This window comes from Denitrobacterium sp., from assembly GCF_056180635.1.
Genome location: NZ_JAZZJS010000076.1, coordinates 1 through 25,666, shown reverse-complemented (window position 1 = coordinate 25,666; position 25,666 = coordinate 1). Strand labels below are relative to the sequence as shown.

Genomic DNA, 25,666 nt, shown 5'->3' with positions numbered 1-25,666 from the left:
GTCAGCGCTAACGAAAAAGAGGCAATCATGAAAACGGCCCAAGGACTTCCGCTTCCAAGCTTGTCCCGGGGCCGTTTTCTGCGTTCCGATGCAACTCCTTCGGAAGAGCCCATCTACGCGTACACCGATGAAGCGCTCTTCGAGGCTACCGGCGTGCGCGTGGCATTCACCGAGCGTGCGGGTGGGTTCAGCGTAACCCCGTTCGACTCCCTTAACCTGGGCGAATACGTCGACGACGATGCCGCCGTGGTGCGGGGTAACCGCACGAAGCTCCTTGCGTCGCTTGGCTTTCCCGATGCGCAGCTCGTATCGCCGCGCCAGGTGCATGGCACCGATGTGGCCATCTGGCGTTACGCCAACGAAGCCGATTCCGTGCGCGAGGCGGCCCAGCAGGGCGTCGACGCCCTGGTCGTGGAAGACTCCCAGTGCGCGGCCCTTCTCGTCTTCGCTGATTGCATGCCCGTCATCCTCGTGGCGCCCAACGGCGCGTTCGCGGTAGTGCATGCGGGCTGGCGCGGGGCGTATGGCCATATCGCCGTGCGCGCGCTCCTCACGCTCTGCGAGTACTCGTGCTGCCAGCCGCGCGAATGCAATGCCTACATCGGGCCGTACATTCATGCCGATTGCTTTGAGGTCAGCCACGACCTCATGCAGCGCTTCTCTATTGCCTTCGGCGAAGATTGCGCTCCCGATGCGCGCCATGTCGACTTGGGCTACGTCGTGCGCAGCGATCTTGGGCATGCGGGCCTTTCCCCGAAACGCATTGCCGATGCGGGCGTTTGCACTTCCTGCAATACGGATAAGTTCTATTCGTATCGCGCCCAGCAGGGCATTTGCGGAAGACACGGGGCGCTCGCTGTGAGACAATAGGTTCATATCTCAAGCCGAAACGAACTTTAAACGAGAAAGAAGGCTTTTCGAGTAATGACGATTTACGAGCAATATGCACGCGTTGCCGCCGAAGTCGCGCAGGCGTGCGTCGATTGCGGGCGCGATCCTTCCGAAGTGAAGCTTCTCGCCGTTTCGAAAACGGTTCAGGCCCCGCGCGTGCAAGAGGCCATCGATGCCGGTGCGTTCGCGTTCGGCGAAAACCGCCCCGAGCAGCTTATGGAAAAGCATGCGGCCTATCCCTCCCAGGAATGGCACTTCATCGGCAATCTCCAGTCGCGTCGCATCCACGACATCGTTCCGTGCGCCACGCTCATGCATTCCGTGTACAAGGCCTCGCATCTTCCCAAGATCGATGCGGCTGCCGAGCAGGCGGGGAAGGTACAGGATATCCTTCTGGAAGTGAACGTTTCGGGCGAGGAGAGCAAGGGCGGCATCGCCCCGGCGCAGATCGACGAGCTTCTTTCCGTCGCGGAAGGGCTCGCGCATGTGCGCGTGCGCGGCCTCATGACCATGGCGCCCCAGGGCGACCTGGCCGTTGCGCGCGAAACCTTTGCTCATCTGCGGGAACTCAAGGATAGGATCAACCGCGAATGGGGCGTTGCGCAGGCCTCTCCCTTGTCTGAACTTTCTATGGGCATGAGCGAAGACTGGCGTTGTGCCATTTCAGAGGGGTCTACTATAGTACGTATTGGACGCGCTATCTTCAGTGAGGATTTCGCCTGAGAAGGGGCATGTTAATCCGCCACGGCGGAATTTATTGGTGAATCGCGCTGTACGCGCATTCGGATAGGATGGAGCAGCCATGGCATTGTCAGGTTTCGGACGTTCGGGGCAGGGCTCGGGCATGTTTGACGGCATCAAGAACAAACTCGGTCTGGGCGGTAGCGCCTACGATGACGGCTATGCCGACGAATACGATGACTATGACGAGTACGATGACTACGAGGAAGAATACGACGACGCCCCCGCGGGCTCTTCGTACGATGCGTACCAGCCCGTTACCACGCGTTCTGCTGGTTCGCGCCGTCGATCCACGTATAGCAGCAGCACTTCCACGTCCAATGTAACCGAGCGCCGTTCCACGGCCTCTCATCCCGCGCTGGTGAGCATCGAAGACGTGCGCGCGAATGCGCCCCGTCCCCGTTCGCTCTCGCGCGATACTTCGCGTCGTTCTTCCGGCCTGGGTCGCGCAAGCGTAGGCCGTGCCAGCGATTTCACCCCCTCGGGCGCTGAAATCGACGGCGTTCCCGCGCAGGACCGCCCCGAGGAAGATCCCATTGCATCCACCACGCGCACCGCGCGTTCCGGCGGGTATAACTCGCTGTTCGACTCTTCGCCCACGCGTGCGGCCCTTACGCCCACGTCGAAGGAAAAGAGCGTTCCCGCTGCTGCTTCTGCCGTGGGGCAGGGCACGCATGCGGCTCGCTATAACCGTCCCGCTGGGTCGTACGATCCGTACAAGGCCTACGAGGGCACGGGCGTTTCCTCGCATGCTCCCTCGCGCAAGGTGGTCGTAATCGCCCCGCACGAGTACGCTGAAGTGGAAAGCGTGGCGCGCAACCTGAAGGCGGGCGACGCCGTGGTGCTCAGCCTGCACGATACGCCCAACCAGCTTTCGAAGCGCATTCTCGACTTCTCGTTCGGCGTGGCTTCCGCGCTCGACGCGGGCGTCGATGCCGTGGCTGAAAAGGTATTCGCCATCACGCGCGGCAATGCTCTCACCGAAGACGAGATTCGCGACCTGCGCGCGAAGGGCGTGATGTAGTGGTAGGGTACGTCATCTACCAGATAGCGCACGTCTATTCGCTTCTCATCCTCGTCTACTGCATCCTCACGTGGTTCCCCATTAGGCGAGATGGCGTTATGGCCGATATCTTCCGCTTCTTCCAGAAGATTTGCGATCCGTACCTGAACATCTTCCGGAAGCTGATTCCGCCCCTGGGCGGCGCAATCGATATCACGCCCATAATTGCGCTGGTTGTATTACAATTACTCGTAGGTTTGCTAGTTCGTCTTTTCTAGACGCGCTGTACAGCATAAGAAATGAAAGGGTTTCCCATGGCACTCACTTCCGCTGACGTGAACAATGTGAGCTTCTCCATCGACCGCAAGGGCTACAACGTCGACGAAGTCGACGTGTTCCTCGAGCGCATCGCCGCTGAACTCGACGAGCAGGCGCAGCGCGTAGAGCGACTCCTGGTCGAGCTCGAAGATGCCAAGCGCGCAAGCGCAAAGGCTGCCGAGCCCGTGAAGGCCGACATCGTTTCCGGTGGCGTCACCGATGCCGATATCGCCGAGCGTGATGCTCGCATTCGCGAGCTGGAAGCCCAGGTTGCCGACCATAAGGCCGAAGACTCCGCCATTGCGCAGGCGCTCATCATCGCCCAGCGCTCCGCCGACGAGATTCTGGCCAACGCCAATGGCGCAGCCGAAACCACGCGTCAGGACGCTCAGAACGAAGCCCAGCGCATTCTCGACAAGGCGAACGAGGAAAAGCAGCGCGTGCTCGAGCAGATCAAGAAGCTCGAAGACGACCGCGAGGCCGCGCGCGACCGCTTCACCGACATGCTTTCCGATTTCATCGGCAGCTCGCAGGATATCCTGTCCGACCTGCAGGCTGGCAAGGCTGGCGCTTCCCGTGGCAGCCACATCATCTCCTCTAGCCGCAGCCTCACGCCTCCCGTATCCTCTGGCGCGGATGCCTATGGCTACGCGGGCGAATCCGCTGCTGCAGCGTACACCACGCCCACCGTTTCCTCTGCGGCCGTGGTAACGCCTGCAACGCCGAAGGCCACCAACGTCGAAAAGGACTTCAGCGGTTTCGGCGACACCGACGACGGCTTCGAATTCGACGACGTCGACTAATCGCTTTTAACACCATGAATGCAACAGGGCCGGGAGACCGGCCCTGTTTTCGTATGCGCGCTTGCTACATAAAGGCGGGTAGACGCCGTGGTCGGCGTCTAGCGTTTCAGGTGATCCCAGGCGCCCAAGGGAAACGTGACGATGAGGCTGCCCTCGTTCACGTGCACGCTCGAGGCTTCGCCCGTGAACTCGTTCGAGAGCCCACGCGAGATGTCGTCGGGCAATGCCTCGCTGTTCAGCGCGTAGGCGAGCCCCCGTTCGGTGACGCTGTTCGCCGGGCCTCCGCAGGCGAAGACGGAAAGGTAGCGTCCATAGGGGCCGCTATCGAGAGGGGCGGGGTCGAATGCCTCGAACTCGATCCGGTCGATGGAATTTGATGAAAGCGCGGTAATGGCGAATGAGTCGCCGATGCCATATGCGCGTACGCCCGCACGTGCGAGCCCCAGCAGGAGCTGCATGTTTGCGATGGTGTGGTCGAGGCGCTGCGAGAGGCAGCCGTAAAGCAGCAGCTCATCGCATCCTTCGTCTTGCGCGGCCATGCAGGCAAGCTCCATGTCGCTTTCGTCTTTCATGTGCGGATAGACGCGCGTGTGCGTGGCATTGGGTACGAATCCCAGGGAGTCGAAGTCGCCAAGGGTTATGTCGGGGCGAATTCCCGCACGCTCAAGCTGGGCGAATCCTCCGTCGACGGCGATGGTGAAGCCGATGTTCTGCCGTGCGTAATGCTTCTCGTTGAAATCGACGGACCCTACCAGGGCGGCCCTGCGCATACGTGCTCCTTGTCTGTTCTTCGGGATACGCGATGAATATGTTTGCTAGAATAGCGTACCTGAAGCGGGTCGGACAACTGCGGGCCTTTTAGGCATGAGGAAAGTCCGGGCTTCATAGGGCAGGATGCCAGCTAACGGCTGGGCGGAGCGATCCGATGGACAGTGCCACAGAAAAGAAGACTCCAGCCTCGTGCTGGAAAAGCTGAAACGGTGCGGTAAGAGCGCACCAGTGCGTCGGCAACGGCGTAGCTTGGTAAACCCCATCCGAAGCAAGCGCAAATAGGAGTGCTATGCGGTGGCCCGCCGTGCATTCGGGTTGCGCGCTCGAGGCGCATCGCAAGATGCGTCCTAGATAAATAGTTGTCTTAAACGACAGAACCCGGCTTATAGACCCGCTTCTTCTCCTTCGTATTCATTGCGCGCGTCTTCTCGCATTGTGCGGGAAAAACGCTACCCGACTATTCGCATTTCACCCTCGTTGCGCGAAAAGAGCGCTACACTAGATGCAGAACAAAACGGCGAAACGTCGTGTCATCGGGGGAGGAGTGCTCATGATTCCAGCAGTGCTATCCATCGCGGGTTCCGATTCGAGTGGCGGCGCGGGTATCCAGGCCGACATCAAGACGATTGCCTCTCATGGCCTGTACGCCGAAACGGTTGTTACCGCCATCACGGCTCAGAATACCCAGGGTGTCTACGGGGTCGTGGAAACCGACCCCAAGTTCGTATCGCTGCAGATAAAGACGGTATTCGATGATATTCGCCCCATGGCCGTGAAAATCGGCATGGTCGGCTCGAGTGGTATCGTGGCCGCCATCGCCGATTCCCTTGCGGAGGCGAAGGCGGAGCATGTGGTTCTCGACCCGGTGATGGTTGCCTCGAGCGGCTCGGTGCTCATGGCCGATGAAGCGGTCGATGCGCTTATCGAGAGGCTCCTTCCCCTGGCGGACATCGTGACGCCCAACATTCCCGAAGCCGTCGTGCTTGCCCAGCAGCCCATCTCCAGCAAGGAGGACATGGTTTCCGCCGCGCAGAAGATTCAGGAGGCTATGGGCGGCACGGGCAAATGGGTGCTGGTGAAGGGCGGGCGCCTTGAAGACGCCGCCGACGATTTGCTGCTCACCGAGCACGGTCGCGAGGTGTGGCTGCGTCATAGGCATATCGACACGCCCAACACGCATGGGGCGGGGTGCACGCTTTCCAGCGCCATTGCCTGCGGCCTCGCGAGGGATTTCGACATGCAATCGGCCGTGTCGAAGGCGAAGACGTACATCACGGGTGCGCTCGAGCACGACCCCGGCTTGGGTTCGGGAAGTGGACCACTCGACCATATGTGGCAGACGCGCTAGCTCGAAAAGAACCGAAAAAGGCTGTTCAACGATATCGTGCGTGCATTTCGTCGTGCGTGCGCTACTATGCTGCATAACGAAATACCGAGAGGAACCGATATGCCCATTACCGACCTTCTGCGACGCAATGCCGTGCAGTACCGCGACGAGGTAGCGCTCATCGAGCGCAATCCGGCGATTCAGGAGCCCAGGCGCATCACCTGGCGCGATTACGACCTTATCCAGTCCACGGAAACGCAGCCGTATCGTCGCACGATCACCTGGGGCGTATTCGACGAGAAGGCGAACCGCTTCGCCAATCTGCTTCTATCGCGCGGCGTGGGTTCGGGCGATAAGGTGGCCATCCTCCTTATGAACTGCCTGGAATGGCTTCCCATCTACTTCGGTGTCCTGAAATGCGGCGCAATGGTGGTTCCGCTCAACTTCCGCTATACCGCCGAGGAAATCGCCTACTGCATGGATAAGGCGGATGTGGACGTGCTCGTGTTCGGCCCCGAATTCACGGGGCGCGTGGAGGAAATCGTGCCGCGCCATGCGGCGCATCGCCTGCTATTTTACGTGGGCGACGATTGCCCTACGTTCGCGGAAGACTACGGCGTGCTGGCCAATAACTGCTCGAGCAACGACCCGATGATTCCCATTACGGAAGACGATGACGCGGCCATTTACTTCAGCAGTGGAACGACGGGCTTTCCCAAGGCCATTCTGCATGCACATCGCAGTCTCTCGCAGTCGGCGGTGCTGGAGCAGAAGCATCATGGCCAGACGCACGACGACACGTTCCTGCTCATTCCGCCCCTGTATCACACGGGCGCGAAGATGCACTGGTTCGGCAGTCTTGTTGCCGGCGGCCCCGCGGTTATCCTTCGCGGCATCAAGCCGCAGATCATCTTCGACGCCATCAGCGAAGAGCACTGCACCATCGTATGGCTGCTCGTTCCCTGGGCGCAGGATATTCTGGTGGCGCTGGAGTCGGGCGAGCTGAAGCTCGAAGATTACGAGCTCGACCAGTGGCGCCTCATGCACATCGGCGCGCAGCCGGTGCCCAAGAGCCTCATCAGCCGCTGGGAGGGCATCTTCCCGCACCATGAGTACGATACGAATTACGGCCTTTCGGAATCCACGGGCCCTGGGTGCGTGCATTTGGGCGTCGAGAACATCGATCACGTGGGTGCTATCGGCGTGCCCGGCTATGGCTGGGAGGCGCGTGTCGTGAACGAGGACGGTGCCGACGTGAAGCAGGGGCAGGTGGGCGAGCTCGCCGTGAAGGGCCCTGGCATCATGCGTTGCTACTACGGCGATCCCGAGGAAACGGCGAAGACCATCCGTGATGGCTGGCTGTTCACGGGCGATATGGCGCGCCAGGACGAAGATGGCTTCCTGTGGCTGGTCGACCGCAAGAAAGACGTGGTCATCAGCGGTGGCGAGAATATCTACCCGGTGCAGATCGAGGATTTCCTCTCGGCGCATCCGGCTATCAAGGACGTGGCCGTCATCGGCCTGCCCGACGAGCGCCTGGGCGAAATCACGTGCGCAATCGTCGAGCTGAAGCCCGGCGAGCAGCTGAGCGAGGACGAGTTCAACGATTTCTGCCTCTCGTTGCCGCGTTACAAGCGCCCGCGCAAGGTCATCTTCGCGGATGTGCCGCGTAACGCCACGGGCAAGATCGAAAAGCCTCGCCTGCGTCAGATGTATGGCGTGGAGCACCTGGTCGACGAGGAGAATCGCGCATAGCGTTCACAAGAGGCAAGCATGATAAAGCGGGTTGGAAGGTGAGCTTCCAACCCGCTTCTTTGTTGTGTTTGCCTGCCTGCTACGCCTGCACGCCGTACACGAGGCGTCCACCCATGTACGTGGCTTTCACTTGTGTGTTAAGCAGCTCGTCGGGTTCGCAGGAGACGAGGTTGGTATCCCAGATGACGAAGTCGGCGAGTTTGCCCTCTTCGATGGTGCCCAGCTCATTGGCGCGGCTGCAGGCGCGTGCGCTTCCCAGCGTGTAGGCTCGCAGGGCTTCGGCTTGCGAGATGCGCTCGTTGGGGAGCCACCCGTCGTGCGGCTCCTTTGCTGGTAGGAACTGGCGCGTTACGGCGGTGAACAGGCCGGTGCGGGGGTCGATGCCCACGACGGGGCTATCGGTGCCGAATGCGAGCGTCGCTCCCGTGTCGAGCAGCGTCCGGAACGGCCACATGTAGGGAACGCGTTCGCTGCCCAGGTCGGCTTCAGGCGCGCCGGGGTCGAGCGTGATGTGCATGGGCTGCACGGCGGCCACGATGCCGAGCTTTCCGAGGCGCGCGATGTCGGCGGGCTGGAAGTTCTCCAAGTGTTCGATGCAATGGTGCCTGCCTTCGGGAAGAGGACCATATGCTTCGAGCGCTTCCTCGAAGATGTCGAGGATGACGTGGATGGCTTCGTCGCCGATGGCGTGCACGCGCACGGCTTGCCCCATGTCCTGGGCGTTCATTACCAGGTTGCGCATGTCGGATGGGTCGATGGTGGGGCGTCCGCAATCGTCTTCCGTGCGTGCGTTCGCGTACGGCTCGGCGATCCAGGCGGTGTGCTGGCTCGAAACGCCGTCGAAGAACTGCTTGAATCCACATGCGCGCAAAGAGGTGCCCGTATACGTCTTCTGCATGTTGATTAGGCGCGACGTGTCCTGCAGCAGGGTGGGGAACATGTGCACGCGGATGTTCAGCTCGCCGCGCGCGCGAAGCATCTCGAAAATGTCGTCGCGCACGAAATCGAGCCCGGGCAGTGCCATGAGCGACATATCGCAGACGCTTGTGACGCCATGCGAGACGCACTCTTCCATGAATGCACGGTACGCACCTGCGATTTCTTCGGGCGTGAACGAGGAGACGATCTTCGGCATGAGCGCCATGGCCGCGGCTTCGCGTACGATGCCCGTGAGCTCGTCCGATTCATCGCGGTCGTAGGTGCCGCCTTCGGGGTCGGGCGCGTCGTTGTCAATTCCGAGCTTTTCTAGCGCGACGCTGTTCAGCCAGAGCGTGTGCGCGTCGCCCGAATACATGGCAACGGGCTGGTTGGGGTATGCCTCGTCGAGCGAGCGCTTCGTGGGCTCGACGGCAGGGTTCCAATGCGCGCTTCGCCAGCCCTGGCAGAGAAGCCAGCTTCCCTCGGGGCGACGTGCGGCCAGGGGCGCGAGCGCGGCTACGCAGTCTTGCTCGCTCGTGCCGCAGTAACGCATGGCGAGCGGCGATTCGTAGAGCGCGGAATGGAAGAAGTGCAGGTGGGAATCGTGCAGGCCAGGGCATACGAAGGCGTCTCCCGCGTCGATGATGCGCGTGGAGCACTGCGCGTATGCCATCATGTCGGCTTCGCTACCCACGGCAAGGATGCGCTCGCCCTGCACGGCGAACGCGCCGGGTCGTGCGGTGTCTTCTAGGCCCGTGAAGAGGTTCTTTGTGATGACGATTGCGTCGGCGAACATAGACAACCCTTTCTACTCTCACGAGCAGAGTGTAGCACGTGGTGCTATCTGCATCCGCTTTCCATCGGGCGAGGGCGAGCGGTAGCGGGCTTCCTTCGGGAAGATTCGGGGAGGGAGGCGCTGAGCGGATTGCGAGGCTGTTCGGGCGGTGCCTTTTTCAGAAAAGGCAGGCTTGCCGGCTTGCCTTTTGCTACTTTTTCGGCTTGGGAAGTATCCGAACTGGGAAAACATGTCCGTCAAATGCAGCGTGCCCTGCCTTTTCTGAAAAAGGCAGGGCAGCGGATCGTCTGCAGAGGGGTGACCGATTTCGCTAAGCTGCAACCGGGGTTTGCCCGTCGGCTAGGGGAGGGAGGGGGTGGAGCCGACGGGTTTCCGCGGTGCCCGTTTTATTTCAGGCCGAGCATGTTGAGAATTGCGTGGCGTGCCTCGGTGGCGGTGCGGCCACTGGCGATGCCGGGGATGAGTTCGGGGTAGTTGTCGCTGAAGAAGCCGCCCGTGCAGTTGCCGGCAGCCCACAGGCCCTCGATGATTTCGCCATCTTCGGTGACCAGGTGGCAGTCTTCGTCGATGCGCAGGCCGTCGAGCGTGCAGAGCAGGGCGCTGCCCACGCGCACGCCGCAGTACGGCGGGGTGGTGAGGGGGAGCAGGTCCTTGGCTTCCTTGCCGAACTGGGTGTCTTCGCCGGCGGCGCACAGGGCGTTGTACTCGTTCACCGTGTTCACGAAGTCATCGACGGGAATCTCCAGCTTCTGGGCGAGTTCTTCCAGGGTGTCGCACTCGAAGAGGATGCCCTGCTGCTTCAGGCCGGCGTTCATGCCCTCGATGGCTTCGTAGGTGAACGACCATGCGTCGGGAGTGGGGCTGGGCTCGATGCGCGAGCAGCACAGCGTGTGGAACTGCTTTACGTGGTCCTTCCAGTTAGCGTCCCAGATGGAGCACCAGATGTGATCCTTCTGGATGCTGGCGGAGGCGATCATGTTGTCGTAGGGCACGTCTTCGTTGCCGATGCGCTTGCCCTGCGTGTTCACCTTCAGGAACGGCTGGCTGCCCATCCAGAAGAGCTGGCCCTGTACGGGGAAGCCCGTCTGCGCGTCGGGAGCGAGCGCGCCGCGGTCGAAGAGCATGGCCGTGGGGTTGGGGTCCTTGATGCCGCCAGCCCAGATGCCGGCCTTCATGCCGGAACCGTCGTTCTGCATCATGTACTGAGCGCAGGCCACGGTGCAGGAAGCGGCGGGATTCAGCGTTTCCATAAGCTCGGCGTTGCCTTCGTAGCCGCCCGTGCAGAGCAGCACGCCCTTGCTGGCGGTGATGCGCGCGTAGCCTTCCTTGGTCTTGGCGATGCAGCCAACGACCTTCTCACCGTTCTTCGTGAACTGCACGAGCTCGGTGTTGTACATGAACTTGGCGCCTTGGCGCTCGGCGATGTCCACCAGGATGGGGCCCATGCTGGGCGTGGCGGCGGAGTGGTCGGCCTTGTCCTCGGGGATGTGCTCGACCATCGAGGTAGGCCAAGCGCGGTAGCAGCCATGCCAGCCGGTGCCCACGTCGGGCTCGGCGGTCATGCGCACGCCTTCGGGGGCGATGACGTTGGTGAACCAGTCGAACCATTCGGCGCTCTCGTTGAGCCAGAGGTTGATGAGCGTCTGGTTGGCGCGGCCGCTCGCGTAGCGCATGATGTCGTTGGAGAGTTCCTGCTTGTTGATCTCGACGCCCGCGTCCTTCTGCACCTTGCTATCAACGGCGCCGGGGAACGTGCGGAACAGGCCGTAGGTGCCCGTCTTCTCGATAACGAGGACGTCGGCGCCCTGCTCGGAAGCGACGAGGGCTGCCGTCATGCCCGCGTGGCCGCAACCGCATACGAGGATTTCGGTCTCGATTTCCTGGGAAATGGTGAACGAGGACTCGTCGGCGGCTTCGCCCCACCAGTTATCGGCGCTCGTCGTCTCGGTGGCTTCCGCGGTGCGCGAAGAACCCGATTTCGGCTGCGCGCAACCTGCGAGGGCGGCGGAAGCAATCGTTCCTCCCGTAATGGCCGCACCCGTTAGAAAGGCCCTACGTGACAGTTTCTGATTCATATTCTCCTCCATTCGATACCTTGCATCCGCGTTCGGCCCAGCCGTTTTGCGGATGGAATGGCGCAAGTGTATGAATTTCGGGGAAGGAGCGTATACCGCTAAAAGGGTGATATTTATCTCCCCAGGTAAAAGGCTGTATTTTGCCAGATTGGCGCGGTGTTCGGCGCTAGTGGGTGATGCCGGAAGAGCGCTTACGGACGCATGCTCTCGATAAGGTCGAGCAATTCTTGGCGGCTTCCGACGTTCGTCTTCGCGTAGATATGCTTGATGTGCGTCTTGACGGTGTTCTGAGAAATGAAGAGCTCGTCGCGGATGTAGGGGACGGACCTTCCGCGCATGAGGAAGGCGATGATTTCGCGCTCGCGCGGCGTGATGCCGTAGAAGCGGAAGAACTCTTCGTCAACGAGCGGGTCGCCTTCCTCGTCGCTTTCGGCGGCGGCGTTATTCTTGCTTGCTTCCGCGGCGGAGGATGCGCCTTCGTCGCCAAGGCGCTCACCCGAAGACGATGCCTTCTTTGCGGGCAGGGTAGCCGGGGCCGTTTGCGGTTTGCCGCCCAAGCCGGGGAGCATGACCACGAGGGCGATGGTGATGAGCAGCAGCACGACGCCAGCGGTTTGCACGGCGGGAACCGAAGCGCCGCCAAATGCCGGGGCATATCCGGCGGCAGCGACGGAACCCAGGGCCGAGCCGATGTCGAACAGCGCGTAGCCGCCCAGGAATGCGGTGAGTGCGAAGGCGTTGTTTGCGCGCATGGCGCGGCAGAGGCAGATCCACGTGAATTCCGAGATGACGATGAGCGCGGCATTCAGGGCCAGCGAAGATACGGCCATGGGCATGCCGATGACGATGGAGGCGCATGCCAGGGCCAGCAGCGGCATCTGCCAGCGGAAGATGAACGCGAGCGTGACGCTGGGGGATACGCGCAGGAAGAGCCACGTGAGGAGCGCTGCGAGCACGAACGAGGCGAGGATGATGAGTGGGTAGAAGCCGTCTTGTGCACCGGAAAGCGGGTTGGCGATGAAGGGCGTGATGAGAAACGCGCAGAAGGCGGGGGCGGCGAGTCCCATGGCCATCTTGGCGATGCGGATGCTGCGTGCGGTGCCTTCAGCTGGCCCGTACATTTTCACGAGAGCGTTGTCGGCAAGGGCGATGGCTCCGATGCGCTTTTCGCTTTCCTTGGATTGGGTGGCGGCTTCGCCTGGTTCGCGCTTTGTCGCCCACGTGGTGGCCGCGATGGAGCAGCCTGCGGAAAGGAGGGGGATGGCCTGGGCACAGAGGAAGCGCACAGTGGCGGGCAGCGCGAGGAGCACGGCCGCGCCTGCGAGCGAGACGAACATCGAACGCATGATGGCGCGTTCGGCTTCGCCCGTTTCCAGCTCGGCGTAGAATTGCGCCCATGATGCCCAGAGCCACGACGCCGAAAGGCCGGCAACGATGGCACCGCATATTCCCACTCCGGTGAAGTCCCATGCCATGAGAATAGTTCCAAGGGATACGAGAATCGCGGCCGCGCCAACGGAAGTGCGTGTTGCGCGTGAGGAGGCGAGGGCATTTCGCATGCGTGGCGTGCGTGAGGCTATGGCGAGGGCAATCATGCCCACGGCTTGCGCGATGGCGAAGCAGATCCAGGCGATGCTCGTGACGTCGAGTGCGATGCCGCGTGAGAATACCTGGGTGCTATCGAGCGAGAACGATACAAAGTTCCAGAGCACCAGCAAGTTGAACCCGGTGTAGCAGTACGGGGGCATGCCCTCATTGCGTTCGACGTGTGACACGCGATTCCTCCTTCGCATAGCGGCTTGGGTATTCTCTCATGCTTTCGATGGAGTTGTATAGAGGTCTTCCTTTTTCGAAAAAGGAAGGGAATGGAAGGCCGCTGCATGGTTTTGCTTTGCGTTTTCCCAGTTCGAGAGATGCGAGTATGCGCGATGGCCTGCCTTTTTCGAAAAAGGAAACAAATTGGCGATGCTCTTGGCTCGCGCATTGAGCTTGTTGGGGTAACGCGCTACTATGGCGCACATGAAGATCGCGATAATCACGGGAGCGTCGAGCGGCCTGGGCCGCGAGTACGCCCATGCCGTCGACGTGAGCGGCAATTACGACGAAATCTGGGTCATCGCCCGTCGCCTCGAACGCTTGGAAGAGCTTGCCTCCTCGTGCTCCACGCCCGTGCGCTGCATTGCGCTCGACCTGGCGCAATCCTCTTCGTTCGGCGAAATCACGTCCCTTCTCGAAGAATGCGCGCCCCAGGTGGGCTTGCTGGTGAATGCTTCCGGCTTCGCCAAGTTCGGTACGTATGCCGATCTTTCGCTCGAGGAAGTCTCCAGCATGATCGACGTGAACTGCCGGGCGCTCGTCTGCCTTACGCAGACGGTGCTTCCCTACATGCAACGCGGCTCGCGCATCCTGCAAATCGCCTCGAGTGCGGCGTTTCTGCCTATGCCCGGGCTCGATGTGTATGCGGCCACGAAATCGCTCGTGCTCTCGTACACGCGCGCTCTGCGCTTCGAGCTTCGCGGGCGCGGCATTCACGTCACGGCAGTGTGCCCCATCTGGGTGCGCACGGAGTTCATCGACGTCGCGCGCCAGACCGCGAACGGTTCGACCGTGCGCCATCCCGCGCCCGTCATTTCGCCTAAGCGCGTCGTGCGTTGGTCGCTATTCGTCAATCGCATGAATTACCCAGTTGCCACGTGCTGCGTGAGTGGCTTCCTGCTGCGTTTCGCAAGCAAGATCGTCCCAGCTCCCGTGGCCATGTGGATGTGGGAGGGGCTGCGTCGCCTGTAGGCGCGGCTGCGGTGGCGCTTGCATGCCGTGCGCCCGTTCCGAATGAAAGGAAGCATCATGGCGGTTCTCTTTCTGGAATACCCGAAGTGCAGCACGTGCCGCAAGGCGCGCGCCTGGCTGGAATCCCATAACGTCGCGTTCGAGGCGCGTCATATCGTCGAACAGCACCCGCAGGCGGGGGAGCTTCGCGCCTGGCACGAATTATCCGGGCTTCCCATACGCCGCTTCTTCAACACGAGCGGCATGCTCTATCGCGAGCGCAACATCAAGGCGCAGCTTGACGCTGGCCTGGGGCTCGATGAGTGCTACAACCTCCTTGCCGAAGATGGCATGCTCGTGAAGCGGCCCCTGGTGATTGGCCCCGACTTCGTTCTCGTGGGCTTCCGAGAAAGCGAGTGGGAGAAGGCGCTTCTGTAGGAGCGCTAATTCCGTGCGCGCCATTCGGTTCGCACGCGCGTTAACTTATATGGGCTCCCTGGGATTTTCCTTGCATCCCTGGTGTCGTTTGGTACTATTTATACGTTCGCGCATTACGAGTCGCGAGCGAATTCCCATTTTGAAATGCATCAGGTAGATGTATCAGCGCATGTCGCGCACCTATTCCCATGTTAAAGGAGGAAATCCAAGTGAAGTTTTTCTTGGACACTGCCGACCTGAATGAAATCGAGGAAGCAGCCAGCTGGGGTGCTATCGCGGGTGTTACCACCAACCCCACGCTCTATTCCCGCATCGGCGGAAAGCTGAGCGACTTCCACAACCACATCAAGCGCATTTGCGACATCGTCGACGGCCCCGTTTCGGCCGAAAGCGTTGCCATGACGCGCGATGAAATCGTGCGCGACGGCCTGGAACTCGCCGAAATCGCCGACAACGTGGTCGTGAAGGTCCCCACCATGGTGGAAGGCCTCGCAGCCACCAAGGAACTTGCCAAGCACGGCGTTCCCGTTAACATGACCCTCTGCTTCAGCGTACCCCAGGCCATCCTGGCGGCTCGCGCTGGCGCCCGTTACATCAGCCCCTTCATCGGCCGCTTCGACGACATCTCGGAAGACGGCCTCGAGCAGGTGGCCAACATCGTAACGGCCATCAACAACTACGACTTCACCTCCAGCACCGTTAACGGCGAGCAGATCGAAATCATCGCCGCATCCGTGCGCAGCGCCAACCACGTAACGCAGTGCGCGCTCATGGGTGCCGACATCGCCACCGTGCCCTTCGGCGTGCTGAAGAAAATGGTCCAGCATCCGCTCACCGACCGTGGTCTCGATTCCTTCATGAAGGACTGGGAGAAAGTACAGAACGCATGAGCGAAACCGAACAGCAGCAACCGGTAGCGGAAGCTGCCCCCGAAGCTCCTAAGCGCAAGCCCCGCGCGCGTCGCGCTTCCAAGCAGGTGGAAACGCCCAAGCCCGAAGCGAACGCCGCCGCAGGCGAGGCCGAAGCCCCCAAGAAGGCGAAGAAGCCCGCGAAGGCCGCCAAGTCCGATGAGGCCGAAAAGCCCCAGAAGGATGGCGCCGATTCCGCGCGCTCTTCCGAGGAGCCCAAGTCCGCGGAAGGGGAGTCCTCTTCCCAGGGCGAGCGCACCCCGCGCCGTCATTCGCGCGTGCAGACGGGTTCCCGTCAGCAGAAGCAGAATGGCAAGAAGGGCAACGGCAACAATGGGAACAACGGCGCGAACGCCGGCAATGGCGGCAAGAACAATAACCGCCATCAGCGTCGCGGCCGCAACAACCGCAACGAGCGTCGCGAAGTTGCGCCCAAGACCAGCCTGGAAGACCTTTCCAAGCTGAAGGTGGCGGAGCTGCGCGAGAAGGCCGCCGAGCTCGAAATCGATTCCAAGGGCATGCTGAAGGCTGCCCTCGTTCAGGCTGTCTACGATGCCAGCGTGAAGAAGGAAGGTTTCGTCGAGGTCGAAGGCGTGCTCGACATCCTTTCCGATGGCTATGGCTTCCTGCGCACCGAGGGCTACCTGCCCGGCGAGCATGACTGCTATGTGGGCACCTCGCTCATTCGCCGCAACCATCTGCGCAAGGGCGACTTCATCCGCGGCCAGGTGCGTCCCGCTCGCGAAAACGAGAAGTTCGCCGCCATCCAGCACGTGCATGCCGTGAACGGCGTTCCTCTGGAGGAGATGGGCCGTCGTCCTCACTTCAAGGACCTCACGCCCGTGTACCCCGACGAGCGCCTGAACATGGAGCATGGCCGTACCACCACTACGTCGCGCGTAATCGACCTGGTGGCCCCCATCGGCAAGGGCCAGCGCGGTCTTATCGTGTCGCCCCCGAAGGCTGGCAAGACCACCGTGCTGAAGCAGATTGCCGCGGCCATTTCGGCCAACAACCCCGAGGTGCACCTCATGTGCCTGCTCGTCGACGAGCGCCCCGAGGAAGTTACCGACATGCAGCGCTCCATCAAGGGCGAGGTTATCGCATCCACGTTCGACATGCCCTCCGACAACCACATCGCGGTTGCCGAAATGGTCATCGAGCGCGCGAAGCGCCTGGTGGAAATGGGCGAAGACGTCGTCATCCTGCTCGACAGCATCACGCGTCTCGCGCGCGCCTACAACCTGGCGCAGCCCGCCAGCGGTCGTATCCTTTCCGGTGGCGTCGATTCCACGGCGCTTTATCCGCCCAAGCGCTTCCTGGGCGCAGCCCGCAACATCGAGCATGGTGGCAGCCTCACCATTCTTGCTTCCGCCCTCATCGATACCGGATCCAAGATGGACGAGGTCATCTTCGAGGAGTTCAAGGGCACGGGCAACATGGAGCTCAAGCTCGACCGCAACCTGGCCGACCGCCGCATCTACCCGGCAATCGACCCCGTTGCCAGTGGCACGCGCAAGGAAGATCTGCTGCTCGACCCGCAGGAGGCGCCGCTCATCTGGGCCGTTCGCCGCATCCTTGCCAACATGAACAACACGGAACGCGCTATGGACATGCTCATCAAGTCCCTCAAGCAGACGGAAACCAACCAGGAGTTCCTGCTGCGTACCGCCAAGAAGGCGCAGGGGCGCCGTTCCGACGACAAGTTCGAACTGTAGTGTTTCATTGCTCCCGCGCACGCGTGGCGCGGGAGCGTATATAAGGAGTTCTGAATGGCCGATCAATTCTACGCGAAGCCGGTCGCGCCTACGCCGGCTCCTTCTTCGCCCGTACCGCCCGCGCCCGAAGCGCCTGTAGGCTCCGCGCCGCAGGTTGCGTACATGGAACCGCCGCGCAAGCGCAGGTGGGTTGCCCCCGTTATCATCCTGGCGCTCGTAGCCGTTATCGTGTTCTCCATCGCCTCGTGCACGAAGGCGCTCGTGTCCACCGATGGCTCGTATGCGTCCGAACCCAATACCGTGGCCGTTATCGACCTCGGCGGCACCATTCAGTACGATGGCACGTCGTGCAGTCCCGAGGGGTTGAAGTACCTGCTCGACGAAGCGGAGGCAGATCCGAATATCGTTGCGGTTGTGCTGCGCGTGAATTCCGGTGGCGGCACGGCAACGGCGGGCGAGGAAATGGCCACGTACGTTCGCGATTTCAGCAAGCCCGTCGTCGTGTCTAGCGCGTCGGTGAACTGCTCCGCTGCCTACGAGATCTCCTCGCAGGCCGACTACATCTTCGTGGCGCAGACCACCGAAATCGGAAGCATCGGCACCATCCTGCAGATGATCGACTATTCGCAGCTGCTCGAGTTGCTGGGCGTCGATATCACCAACATCGCCAGTGCCGACAGCAAGGATTCCTCGTATGGCTCGCGTCCTCTTTCCGACGACGAAATCGCGTACTACCAGGACATGGTGAACCAGATCAACGACGTGTTCATCCAGAATGTCATGGCTGGTCGCAACATGAGCGAGGAAGACGTGCGCGCCCTGGCCACGGGCCTGCCCTTCACGGGGACGCAGTCGGTTTCCAATGGGCTTGCCGACGCGGTGGGCACGCGCGAAGACGCCATTGCGTATGCGGCTTCGCTCGCCGGCGTGCGCGACGACTCGTATTGCAGTAAGAACCTGCAGATTTCCGCAGATAGCTTTTCCAGCTTGTTCGAGCTGCTATCATCGTCAAACAGTAATACGTCAATTACCGCCGCCGATCTTGCCGCGGCGTTGAAGGAGCTGAACGATAATGATGGAATCGCCCAGTAGCGTGGAGTGGCCCAGGCGCGCGGTTGTCACCGCGGGCATGCCCTATGGCAACAAGCCGCTGCACTTCGGGCATGTGGGAGGCGTGTTCGTTCCCGCCGACTGCTTCGCCCGTTTCCTGCGCGATCGCATCGGGGCCGAAAACGTGCGTTTCGTCTCGGGCACCGACTGCTATGGCTCTCCCATCAACGAGGGCTATCGCAAGCTGGTGGAAGCCGGTGAGTTCGAAGGTTCCATCGCCGATTACGTACGCCGCAACCACGACGCCCAGAAGGCCACGCTCGATACGTACGACATCAGTCTCGACATTTTCGAGGGCAGTGGTCTCGACCATGCCGGCGAAGTGCATCAGGAGATGTCGAACGACGTCATCAATCGACTGTACGAAAACGGCTACCTGCGCAAGCAGGAAACGCTTCAGTTCTACGACGCGGAAGCCCAGACGTTTCTGAATGGCCGTCAGGTGCATGGGCGCTGCCCCGTGCAGGGCTGCAAGAGCGAAAACGCCTACGCCGATGAGTGCGACCTGGGACATCAGTATTCTCCGGTCGACCTCATCGCGCCGCGTTCCTCCATCACCGACACGGTTCCCGAGATGCGTCCCGTGTACAACTGGTATTTCGACCTGCCCGGATTCGCCGATTACCTGCGCGAACTGGTGCATAAGGAAGAGCTCGACCCCGACGTGCGCTCCGTTGTCACGGAAACCGTGCGCGAGTTCCTGGTGCCGCCCATCATCTTCGTGAAGAACGAGGCCTACGAGGCGTATTTGGAAGTGCAGTCGCAGCTCCCCGCGCATACGTACCGCCCTGCGCAGGGCGGCAAGCAGAGCTTCGAGCTGGAATTCGCCGACATCGATAGCCGCGACGAAGCGCGTGACGTGCTTGCCGGCGCATCGATTCGCTTCCGCACGGGCAAGGCGCTCGTGCCCTTCCGCATCACGGGCAACATCGAATGGGGCGTGAAGGCCCCTGAGCTCGAGGGCTCGGAAGGCCTTACCGTCTGGTGCTGGCCCGAAAGCCTGTGGGCGCCCATTTCGTTCACCATTGCCGCGAACGACAAGATGGGCCTGCCGCGCGACGAATGGCGCAGCTTCTGGTGCGACGACGACGCGCGCGTGTACCAGTTCATTGGCCAGGACAACATTTACTTCTATGGCGTTGCGCAGCCTGCGCTCTTTGCGGCCCTGCAGCGCGACAACGAGCGCCGTCTCGAGCCCGCGGGCGATGACCTGCGTCAGACGCAGCTCGTGGCCAACTACCACATGCTTCTGGGCGACAAGAAGGCCTCGTCTTCCAGCAAGGTCAAGCCTCCCACGGCCGACCAGCTGCTGGAGCATTACACGGTCGAGCAGCTGCGCGCCCATTGGCTCGCCCTTGGCCTCGACCAGCGTTCGGTGGGCTTCAAGCCGAAGGCGTTCGAGCCCGATGCCGACAAGCGCAGCGACCCGCGTGTCTCCGACCCGGTTCTGAAGGAAGGCGCCCTGCTCACGCGCGTGTTCAACCGCCTTGCCCGCAGCTGCCTCTACGAGGCCAAGAACCATTTCGATTGCTACATGCCCCTGGGTGCCGTTACGCCCGAGGTGCGTAACAAGGCGCTCGAGGCGCTGGCGCTCTACGATGCCACGATGAAGAAGGTCGAGCTGCATTCCATCCTCTCGCAGATGGACGACTTCATTCGCTACGCCAACAAGTACTGGAGCGACGGCATCCGCGTGGTCGAGGCCAACGCCGACGACGAAGCGCGCCGCCAGCTGCTCATCGATTGCTTCTACCTGCTGCGCATCGCCACGCTGCTCATGCATCCCGTGGTTCCGCGCGGCACGGAAAAGATCTGCGATTATCTGAACTTCGAATTCGACGAGTTCTTCAGCTGGAACTACGACTTCGACAGCATGGAAGAGCTGTGCGGTACGGCCGAGCTGGAAGAGGCACGCCATCTGGTGCGCGAGCTTCCTCCCCGCACCGACTTCTTTGCCCCGCACCCCTCGCAGATTAAGAAGTAGCATCTGCGGTGGGGGATGTTAGGGACGTGGTTTTGCATGCCGACGGAGTGGAAGATGCGCAGTCTTCCACTCCGTCTCCTTCGCGTTCCCATATGCCGAACGGCGGTGCTCGCTCGCTAGGCAAGACACCGCGCATTCAGGCTATCCTTCACGATTTCTCCTGGTCGTTCTTGGGTTTGGCGGCCATTCGCATCTGGATTCAGTGCATGCTCTACGACCGCTACGCGTTCACCGACGCTGGCATGACGAGCGTGGTGATTAACGCCTCGCGCGTAATCCTCATGGCGCTTCTGGTTGTGCTCATCATGAAATGCGGCTTCCCGCGGAACGCCCGACGCCTTCTTTCGTGGTTCTCCGTTTCCGCGATGACGGTGGCGAGCATTCTGTTCCTGGTGGATTCGCAGCTTCATCCCGGCACGTTCAATGCGCTTGCCTGCGTGCTCGCCGGTTGCGGCCTCGTGTGGGGCGGTGGCCAGTGGATGGAATTCTACCTGCGTCTTTCGCCTGATGAATCGTTCTTCTACGCGCTCGTGTCGCTTGCGCTGGGCGCGTTGGGCGGCATGGTGCTGGGGTATCTGCCCGAGCGCGTGGGCGGGATGGTGAGCGTTATCATGCCCACCGTGTCGTTCGCGATGCTCGCATGGTCGCTGCGCCTCACGCAGGACCGCCTTGGGGAAGGGGAGCTTGACCCTGCTCCTGCCGATACGCGCTACGACGAAGAGCCGCCTACCACCTGGGTGCGCTTGCTTCTGGGTTTGGCGTTCATCGAGTTCGCCATTGGTATCGCGCGTGGCTTCCCGTATGGTTCCTCGTTCGAGCTTGCGCCGGTATTCCAGACGCTGCATCAGGCGAGCGTCATGTTGTTCTCGTTCGGCGGGCTGTACCTGGTGCTCGTGCGCAATCGCTTCATCCGCTACAGCACGCTCTGGCGTTGCATGCTCCTGCTCGTTGCCGTGAGCATCATCCTGCTCACGTCGCTGAACTGGCTTGGCTTGTCGCTTGGCTCCACGGGCATTGCCATCGTGAACTCGATCATGCTTTCCGTGCTTTGGTTCACGTGCTACGACATCGCCCGCCATGCGAGCGTGGTGCCGTACGTGTTCCTGGGGGCCGCCTGGTCGGTGTTTCTCTTGGCGCGCGAAGCGGGTCGTTTCTTCGTGATGATCGTGCCGCCGCACAATGACGTCACCACGTTCATCGACGTTCTCATGATCCTGGCGCTTACCATGAGCATTGCCGTCATGTTCACGAACAGCATTCCCCGCAGGCGCGAGATGTTCGAGGGCCTGCGATCCGATGTGGCAACCGTCGCGTTAGCTGGCGTCGAGGAGCGTTTGCCTGGCGCTAGCGATGATGCGCCGCAGCGCGTCGACCTTGTCGAGGTGTATGGGCTTACCAAGCGCGAGGCCGAGGTTGTCGATTGCATCATGCAGGGGAAGAGCAAGGCCCAGGTGGGCGAGGAGCTCTTCATTTCCGAAAACACCGTGCGCGGCTACGTGAAGAACGCGTACAGCAAGATGGACGTGCATAACAAAAGCCAGCTTCGAGAGAAGTACTATCGCCGCTAGCCTTCTAATCGGGTACGTATCCGCCTGGAATAGCCAATGCGCACATGCGAAGACGCCCCCGTTCCGCTGCAGGGAACGGGGGCGTTGTGCAAAATCCGCAGAGGGGATGCGGCATGATGCCGGGTTTTAGGCGAGCGCTTCGTTTGCGGCGTTGGCGCCTGCGAAGCGGCCCGAGGTGTAGCTGAAGTTCAAGCCACAGCCGCCAGCCTGGTAGTTCTGGTAGATGAAGGTGCCGCAGCATACTTCGCCGGCGGAGTAGAGGCCAGGGATGACGTTGCCGCTGTTGTCGAGCACCTGGAAGTCGGTGTTCGTCTGCAGGCCGCCGAAGGTGCCGTGCGTGCAAACGCCCATGGTGAGCACGTAATACGGTGCCTGCGTGTGAGGCGAGAGCATGTCGGCCTTCTTGTGGAACATGGTGTCCTCGCCAGCTTCGGCCATGGCATTGTAGGCGTCCCATGCATCCTGGGTGGCCGATGCGTCGATGCCGAGCTTGGCGGCAGCTTCTTCCACGGTGTCGCCCTTGGCGAAGATGCCCATTTCCAGGCCGTGCTGGAAGCTGCCCTTCTGGGCATCCTTCAGCTGGTCGACCATGGCCTGGTCGTAGATGGCGTAGAAGTGCTGGTCGGGGTACTTGGCAACCGTGTAGAAGATGAAGTGCGATTCGCCCGCTTCGTTTGCGAAGCGTTCGCCCTGGGAGTTTACCCATAGCGTGTTCTTGTTGATGAGGGAAGACTGGCCCGGGTCGACCTGGCAGGCGAGGATGCCGTTCACGCCGCCGTTGCCGTAGTAGGCTGCGCCGGCGTCGAGGCCCATGCGCACGCCGTCGCCCATGAGGCCCACGCCCACCTCGGTGTATACGCCCTCGAAGTCGGGGCAGTACTGTTCGATCATCTGCTCGTTACGCGCGAAACCGCCGCTGGCAACGATGACGGTCTTCGCGTTGTAGATTTCAACGCCCTTGTCGGTGCGCGTCTTCACGCCCACGATGCGGCCTTCGTCGTTCTTGATGAGCGCCTCGGCGGTGCAGTTGAAGCGGAATTCCGCGCCGTTGTCGTTGGCCAGGCCGCGCACTGCGGTGAGCGCATCGATGGCGGCATTGGCGCACATGTGGCCGCGCTGCACCTTGTCGGTGCCGTTGCCCTTGATGGTGTCCTTGAAGGGAACCTTGAGGTCCTCGCGCAGCCAGTCGATGGTCTCACCGGCGTGGTCGGCCATGAAGCGGTTCATTTCGGCGCTGACGTACTGGCCGCCGCTCTTCATGAAGTAGTTGTACAGGTCTTCGGGGGTGTCCTCGATGCCCAGCTCCTTCTGCTGCACGGTGCCCGAGCCGTAGAACGTGCCCAGTGCCAGCGAGCTCGAACCGCCCTGCCATGCGAGCTTCTCGAGGCAGATGGTCTTTGCGCCCGCCTTGGCGGCGAATGCCGCAGCCGACGTGCCCGCGCCACCGCTGCCGATGATTACGACGTCGTAGTCGTGCGTGGCGGCGACTTTTTCCGCATCGCGGAAGCCGGAGAGCGTGGCGAATGCGGCAGCGGAGACGATGCTCATGCCCATGAGGCTCGCGAACGAGCGACGCGAAAGCGGGCTCGAGGTGATGTTGTCCATGTTGTTCCTTCCCGTAGACCTGTGTTGCAGCTTTTGTCTTGCGATGGGTTCAGGCTATGGGGTTGGACGCTTCCGCAGCAGACACGATAGCGGGTGGAATGCCGAAAACGTGCGGGTGGTTTTTCGGGTGGTCTTGTTTTACCTGGGCTTTTGCATGGAATTACCGGCTCGGGATGGTTCGTTACGCGAGGGCGTAGAAGGCGATTCCCTCGTCGCTCCAGCCCGAGGCCTCCACGTTGCTGCGCTCGGTGAGGCTCGTGGTAAACAAGTGGCACACCGTCCCCGCGTTCGGGTTGTAGAGGCGGTAGACCGGCGCGCCCGCCGAGGGCTCGGCCGAGAGGAAGGCCACGCCCTCGTCGTTCCACCCCGCCCGCACGAGCGAGTCGCGCTCGGCTGCGCTCGTGGTGTAGTGGTGCCCGCCCACCACGGGGTTGAACACGCGGTAGACCGGCGCTCCGTCGGATGAGGGCGTCTGGAATCCCGCCCCCTCGTCGTTCCAGCCTCCCGCCATCGCGGCTTGGCGCTCTCCGTTGCTCGTGGTGTACAGGTGGTCGCCGCTCACCGAGTCGTACAGGCGCCAGACGGTCACCGTAGTAGCCTCCGGCTCTTTTTCGCCCTTCGCCTGGGACAGCAATTCCTCGTACGTGTCGTTAGCGGCGTTGTTGTCATTCTCGGCAAGCATGCCGTTTACCAGGTTGTGCTCGTCCTGCGACATGCGCGTCCATTCTTCTTCGCCTGCCAGAATATTCGGCTTGTTAGAGTCGGTTACGCCCGTGACCAGGCTGCCGTTTTCGGTAAGATACGTCTGCGCGAACAGGATGGCGCGCGAGTACGTGTACAGGCCCTCGTATGTATCGAACGGGTCCTGGTTGCCATTGACGGCAAGGGTTGCGTTTACGAGGTTCTGCTCTTCGGTGGTCAGATCGTTCCAGGCTGCATTGCCGCTGATCACCTTCGCGGCCGTGTCGGCGCTGGGCTCGGAGATGACCTCGTCGTTCTTGGTGAGGTACGTGTCCACGAAGTCCTGTGCGTTTGCGGCCTGCTCTTGTGCTGCTGCCAGCAGCTCGGGGTAGGTGTCATATGCCTCGGAGTTGCCGTTCGCAGCCAGCTCGCCATTCACGACGGTCTGCGTGTCAGCGGACAGGCCGTCCCAAGCATCGGCGCCAGAAACAATTTGCGCGTTGTTCTCTGCGGTAGGCGTCTTGAAGATGCCATTGTCGCCCGTAAGGTAGGTATCGATGAAGTCGTTCGCGGGTTCGCGAATCGCGTTGGCCGCCGCAAGCAGCTTGGGATAGGCGTTGTTGTCCTCGTTGTTGCCGTTGGCGACGAGCTGCGCGTTCACCACTGCCTTCGAGGCGTCGGAAAGCGCATCCCAGGGTTCGGAGCCCATGATAATCTTCGAGCAGTTAGCTGCTGTGGCTGATGTATAGATAACCTCGTCATCGGTGAGGAACAGGCTCGTGAAGAGCGTACCCGCGGTTGCCGTTGCCAGCAGCTCGGGGTACGTGTCGGCACCCTCCGCGTTGTCGTTCTCGGTAAGCATCTGATTCACGTGCTCTTGCTGAACGTCAGAGAGGGCATCCCATGCGTCGGAACCCGAGATGATTTGCTCGTAGTTGGTGCCATCGACGTCGGAGAAGATATTTGCGCCGTTCTTCAGATACGTGCTCACGAAGGTCTCGGCGGGGGAGTAGTCGATGGTGCCGGAATCGCCCACGGGGCTTCCCGCGCCACCTGCGCCTGCGGTGCCGTTCACGGAGGAGCCACCCGCACCACCTGCGCCCGTGTCGCCGTTGGCGGAGAGACCACCCGCGCCACCTGCGCCTGCGGAGCCATTAGTGGAATTGCCACCCGTGCCACCGGCGCCGCCGTCGCCCTCGTTAGAGGTGCCGCCCGTACCGCCTGCGCCGCCGTCACCATCGGTTGAGGAGCCTCCCGCGCCGCCCGCGCCACCGTCGCCGGTGTCGGACGAGCCGCCATTGCCACCATCGCCACCGTTGCCAGAAATGGAATTACCGCCATCGCCGCCCGTGCCGCCTGCGGCTGTGAGCGAACTACCGCCCGCACCGCCTGCGCCACCAGCTCCGCTTTCGGCCGAGCCGCCGTCGCCGCCGGATCCGCCGGATACCTCGCCGCCGGTGACCTCAACGTCGCCAAGGGAGGAAATGCCC

Annotated in this window: 20 protein-coding genes and 1 other RNA gene; 15 read left to right on the top strand and 6 right to left on the bottom strand. The window is 61.7% G+C overall.

Going from position 1 to position 25,666, the window contains the following annotated elements; genetic code table 11:
* The 5 genes from AC04P6_RS06705 to AC04P6_RS06685 form a co-directional block, all read left to right on the top strand.
* Positions 1–870: purine nucleoside phosphorylase YfiH/LACC1 family protein (locus AC04P6_RS06705; protein WP_475565847.1), on the top strand; the 870-nt coding region annotated here is incomplete at its 5' end.
* A gap of 54 nt (positions 871–924) precedes the next feature.
* Positions 925–1,614, top strand: a complete 690-nt coding sequence (locus AC04P6_RS06700) for a YggS family pyridoxal phosphate-dependent enzyme (RefSeq protein ID WP_475565846.1) — start codon at positions 925–927, stop codon at positions 1,612–1,614.
* A gap of 79 nt (positions 1,615–1,693) precedes the next feature.
* A complete protein-coding gene (locus AC04P6_RS06695) occupies positions 1,694–2,656 on the top strand; it encodes a cell division protein SepF (protein ID WP_475565845.1) in 963 nt (320 codons plus the stop codon).
* The gene (locus AC04P6_RS06690) at positions 2,656–2,913 is read left to right on the top strand and encodes a YggT family protein (RefSeq protein WP_475565844.1); all 258 of its coding nucleotides are present in this window, start codon (positions 2,656–2,658) and stop codon (positions 2,911–2,913) included. Before AC04P6_RS06695 ends, AC04P6_RS06690 begins: the two co-directional genes overlap by 1 nt.
* Positions 2,914–2,949: 36 nt before the next feature.
* The gene (locus tag AC04P6_RS06685; protein ID WP_475565843.1) at positions 2,950–3,756 is read left to right on the top strand and encodes a DivIVA domain-containing protein; all 807 of its coding nucleotides are present in this window, start codon (positions 2,950–2,952) and stop codon (positions 3,754–3,756) included.
* A gap of 98 nt (positions 3,757–3,854) precedes the next feature.
* Here the strand turns inward: AC04P6_RS06685 and AC04P6_RS06680 are convergent, their stop codons facing one another.
* On the bottom strand, positions 3,855–4,526 hold the full coding sequence (locus AC04P6_RS06680) for a thiamine diphosphokinase (RefSeq protein WP_475565842.1): 672 nt from the start codon (positions 4,524–4,526) through the stop codon (positions 3,855–3,857).
* A 61-nt stretch (positions 4,527–4,587) separates the two neighbouring features.
* On the opposite strand from AC04P6_RS06680, the gene rnpB reads away from it, so the two are divergent.
* From rnpB to AC04P6_RS06665, 3 genes are all read left to right on the top strand, one after another.
* Positions 4,588–4,929, top strand: an RNA gene (rnpB, locus tag AC04P6_RS06675) — RNase P RNA component class A.
* Between the two features lie 148 nt (positions 4,930–5,077).
* On the top strand, positions 5,078–5,875 hold the full coding sequence (thiD, locus tag AC04P6_RS06670) for a bifunctional hydroxymethylpyrimidine kinase/phosphomethylpyrimidine kinase (RefSeq protein WP_475565841.1): 798 nt from the start codon (positions 5,078–5,080) through the stop codon (positions 5,873–5,875).
* 99 nt (positions 5,876–5,974) lie between these two features.
* The gene (locus AC04P6_RS06665; RefSeq protein ID WP_475565840.1) at positions 5,975–7,609 is read left to right on the top strand and encodes a class I adenylate-forming enzyme family protein; all 1,635 of its coding nucleotides are present in this window, start codon (positions 5,975–5,977) and stop codon (positions 7,607–7,609) included.
* Between the two features lie 79 nt (positions 7,610–7,688).
* Here AC04P6_RS06665 and AC04P6_RS06660 read toward each other — a convergent pair whose 3' ends face one another.
* From AC04P6_RS06660 to AC04P6_RS06650, 3 genes are all read right to left on the bottom strand, one after another.
* On the bottom strand, positions 7,689–9,323 hold the full coding sequence (locus AC04P6_RS06660) for an amidohydrolase (RefSeq protein WP_475565839.1): 1,635 nt from the start codon (positions 9,321–9,323) through the stop codon (positions 7,689–7,691).
* Positions 9,324–9,709: 386 nt separating this feature from the next.
* Positions 9,710–11,398 (bottom strand): FAD-dependent oxidoreductase, encoded by a 1,689-nt coding sequence (locus tag AC04P6_RS06655; RefSeq protein WP_475565838.1) that lies wholly within the window; start codon positions 11,396–11,398, stop codon positions 9,710–9,712.
* A gap of 191 nt (positions 11,399–11,589) precedes the next feature.
* Positions 11,590–13,173, bottom strand: coding sequence for a helix-turn-helix transcriptional regulator (locus tag AC04P6_RS06650; protein ID WP_475565837.1), 1,584 nt, complete (start codon positions 13,171–13,173; stop codon positions 11,590–11,592).
* Positions 13,174–13,417: 244 nt separating this feature from the next.
* Between AC04P6_RS06650 and AC04P6_RS06645 the strand changes: the two genes are divergently transcribed.
* The 7 genes from AC04P6_RS06645 (at position 13,418) to AC04P6_RS06615 (ending at position 21,890) form a co-directional block, all read left to right on the top strand.
* Entirely contained in the window at positions 13,418–14,185 is a 768-nt protein-coding gene (locus AC04P6_RS06645; RefSeq protein ID WP_475565836.1) for an SDR family NAD(P)-dependent oxidoreductase, read from the top strand.
* 54 nt (positions 14,186–14,239) lie between these two features.
* A complete protein-coding gene (locus tag AC04P6_RS06640; RefSeq protein ID WP_475565848.1) occupies positions 14,240–14,602 on the top strand; it encodes an arsenate reductase family protein in 363 nt (120 codons plus the stop codon).
* A gap of 209 nt (positions 14,603–14,811) precedes the next feature.
* The gene (gene fsa, locus AC04P6_RS06635) at positions 14,812–15,492 is read left to right on the top strand and encodes a fructose-6-phosphate aldolase (protein WP_475565835.1); all 681 of its coding nucleotides are present in this window, start codon (positions 14,812–14,814) and stop codon (positions 15,490–15,492) included.
* Positions 15,489–17,228, top strand: coding sequence for a transcription termination factor Rho (gene rho, locus AC04P6_RS06630; protein ID WP_475565833.1), 1,740 nt, complete (start codon positions 15,489–15,491; stop codon positions 17,226–17,228). The genes fsa and rho overlap by 4 nt, the downstream gene beginning before the upstream one ends.
* Positions 17,229–17,282: 54 nt before the next feature.
* A complete protein-coding gene (sppA, locus tag AC04P6_RS06625; RefSeq protein WP_475565832.1) occupies positions 17,283–18,320 on the top strand; it encodes a signal peptide peptidase SppA in 1,038 nt (345 codons plus the stop codon).
* Positions 18,301–20,322: a class I tRNA ligase family protein gene (locus AC04P6_RS06620; protein ID WP_475565831.1), complete on the top strand. Its 2,022-nt coding sequence runs from the start codon at positions 18,301–18,303 to the stop codon at positions 20,320–20,322. The genes sppA and AC04P6_RS06620 overlap by 20 nt, the downstream gene beginning before the upstream one ends.
* Before the next feature lie 8 nt (positions 20,323–20,330).
* The gene (locus tag AC04P6_RS06615) at positions 20,331–21,890 is read left to right on the top strand and encodes a LuxR C-terminal-related transcriptional regulator (protein ID WP_475565830.1); all 1,560 of its coding nucleotides are present in this window, start codon (positions 20,331–20,333) and stop codon (positions 21,888–21,890) included.
* A 126-nt stretch (positions 21,891–22,016) separates the two neighbouring features.
* Here the strand turns inward: AC04P6_RS06615 and AC04P6_RS06610 are convergent, their stop codons facing one another.
* Both AC04P6_RS06610 and AC04P6_RS06605 read right to left on the bottom strand, forming a co-directional pair.
* Positions 22,017–23,495, bottom strand: coding sequence for an FAD-dependent oxidoreductase (locus AC04P6_RS06610; protein ID WP_475565828.1), 1,479 nt, complete (start codon positions 23,493–23,495; stop codon positions 22,017–22,019).
* A gap of 181 nt (positions 23,496–23,676) precedes the next feature.
* A partial coding sequence (locus AC04P6_RS06605; protein WP_475565827.1) for a hypothetical protein occupies positions 23,677–25,666 on the bottom strand: 1,990 nt, incomplete at its 5' end.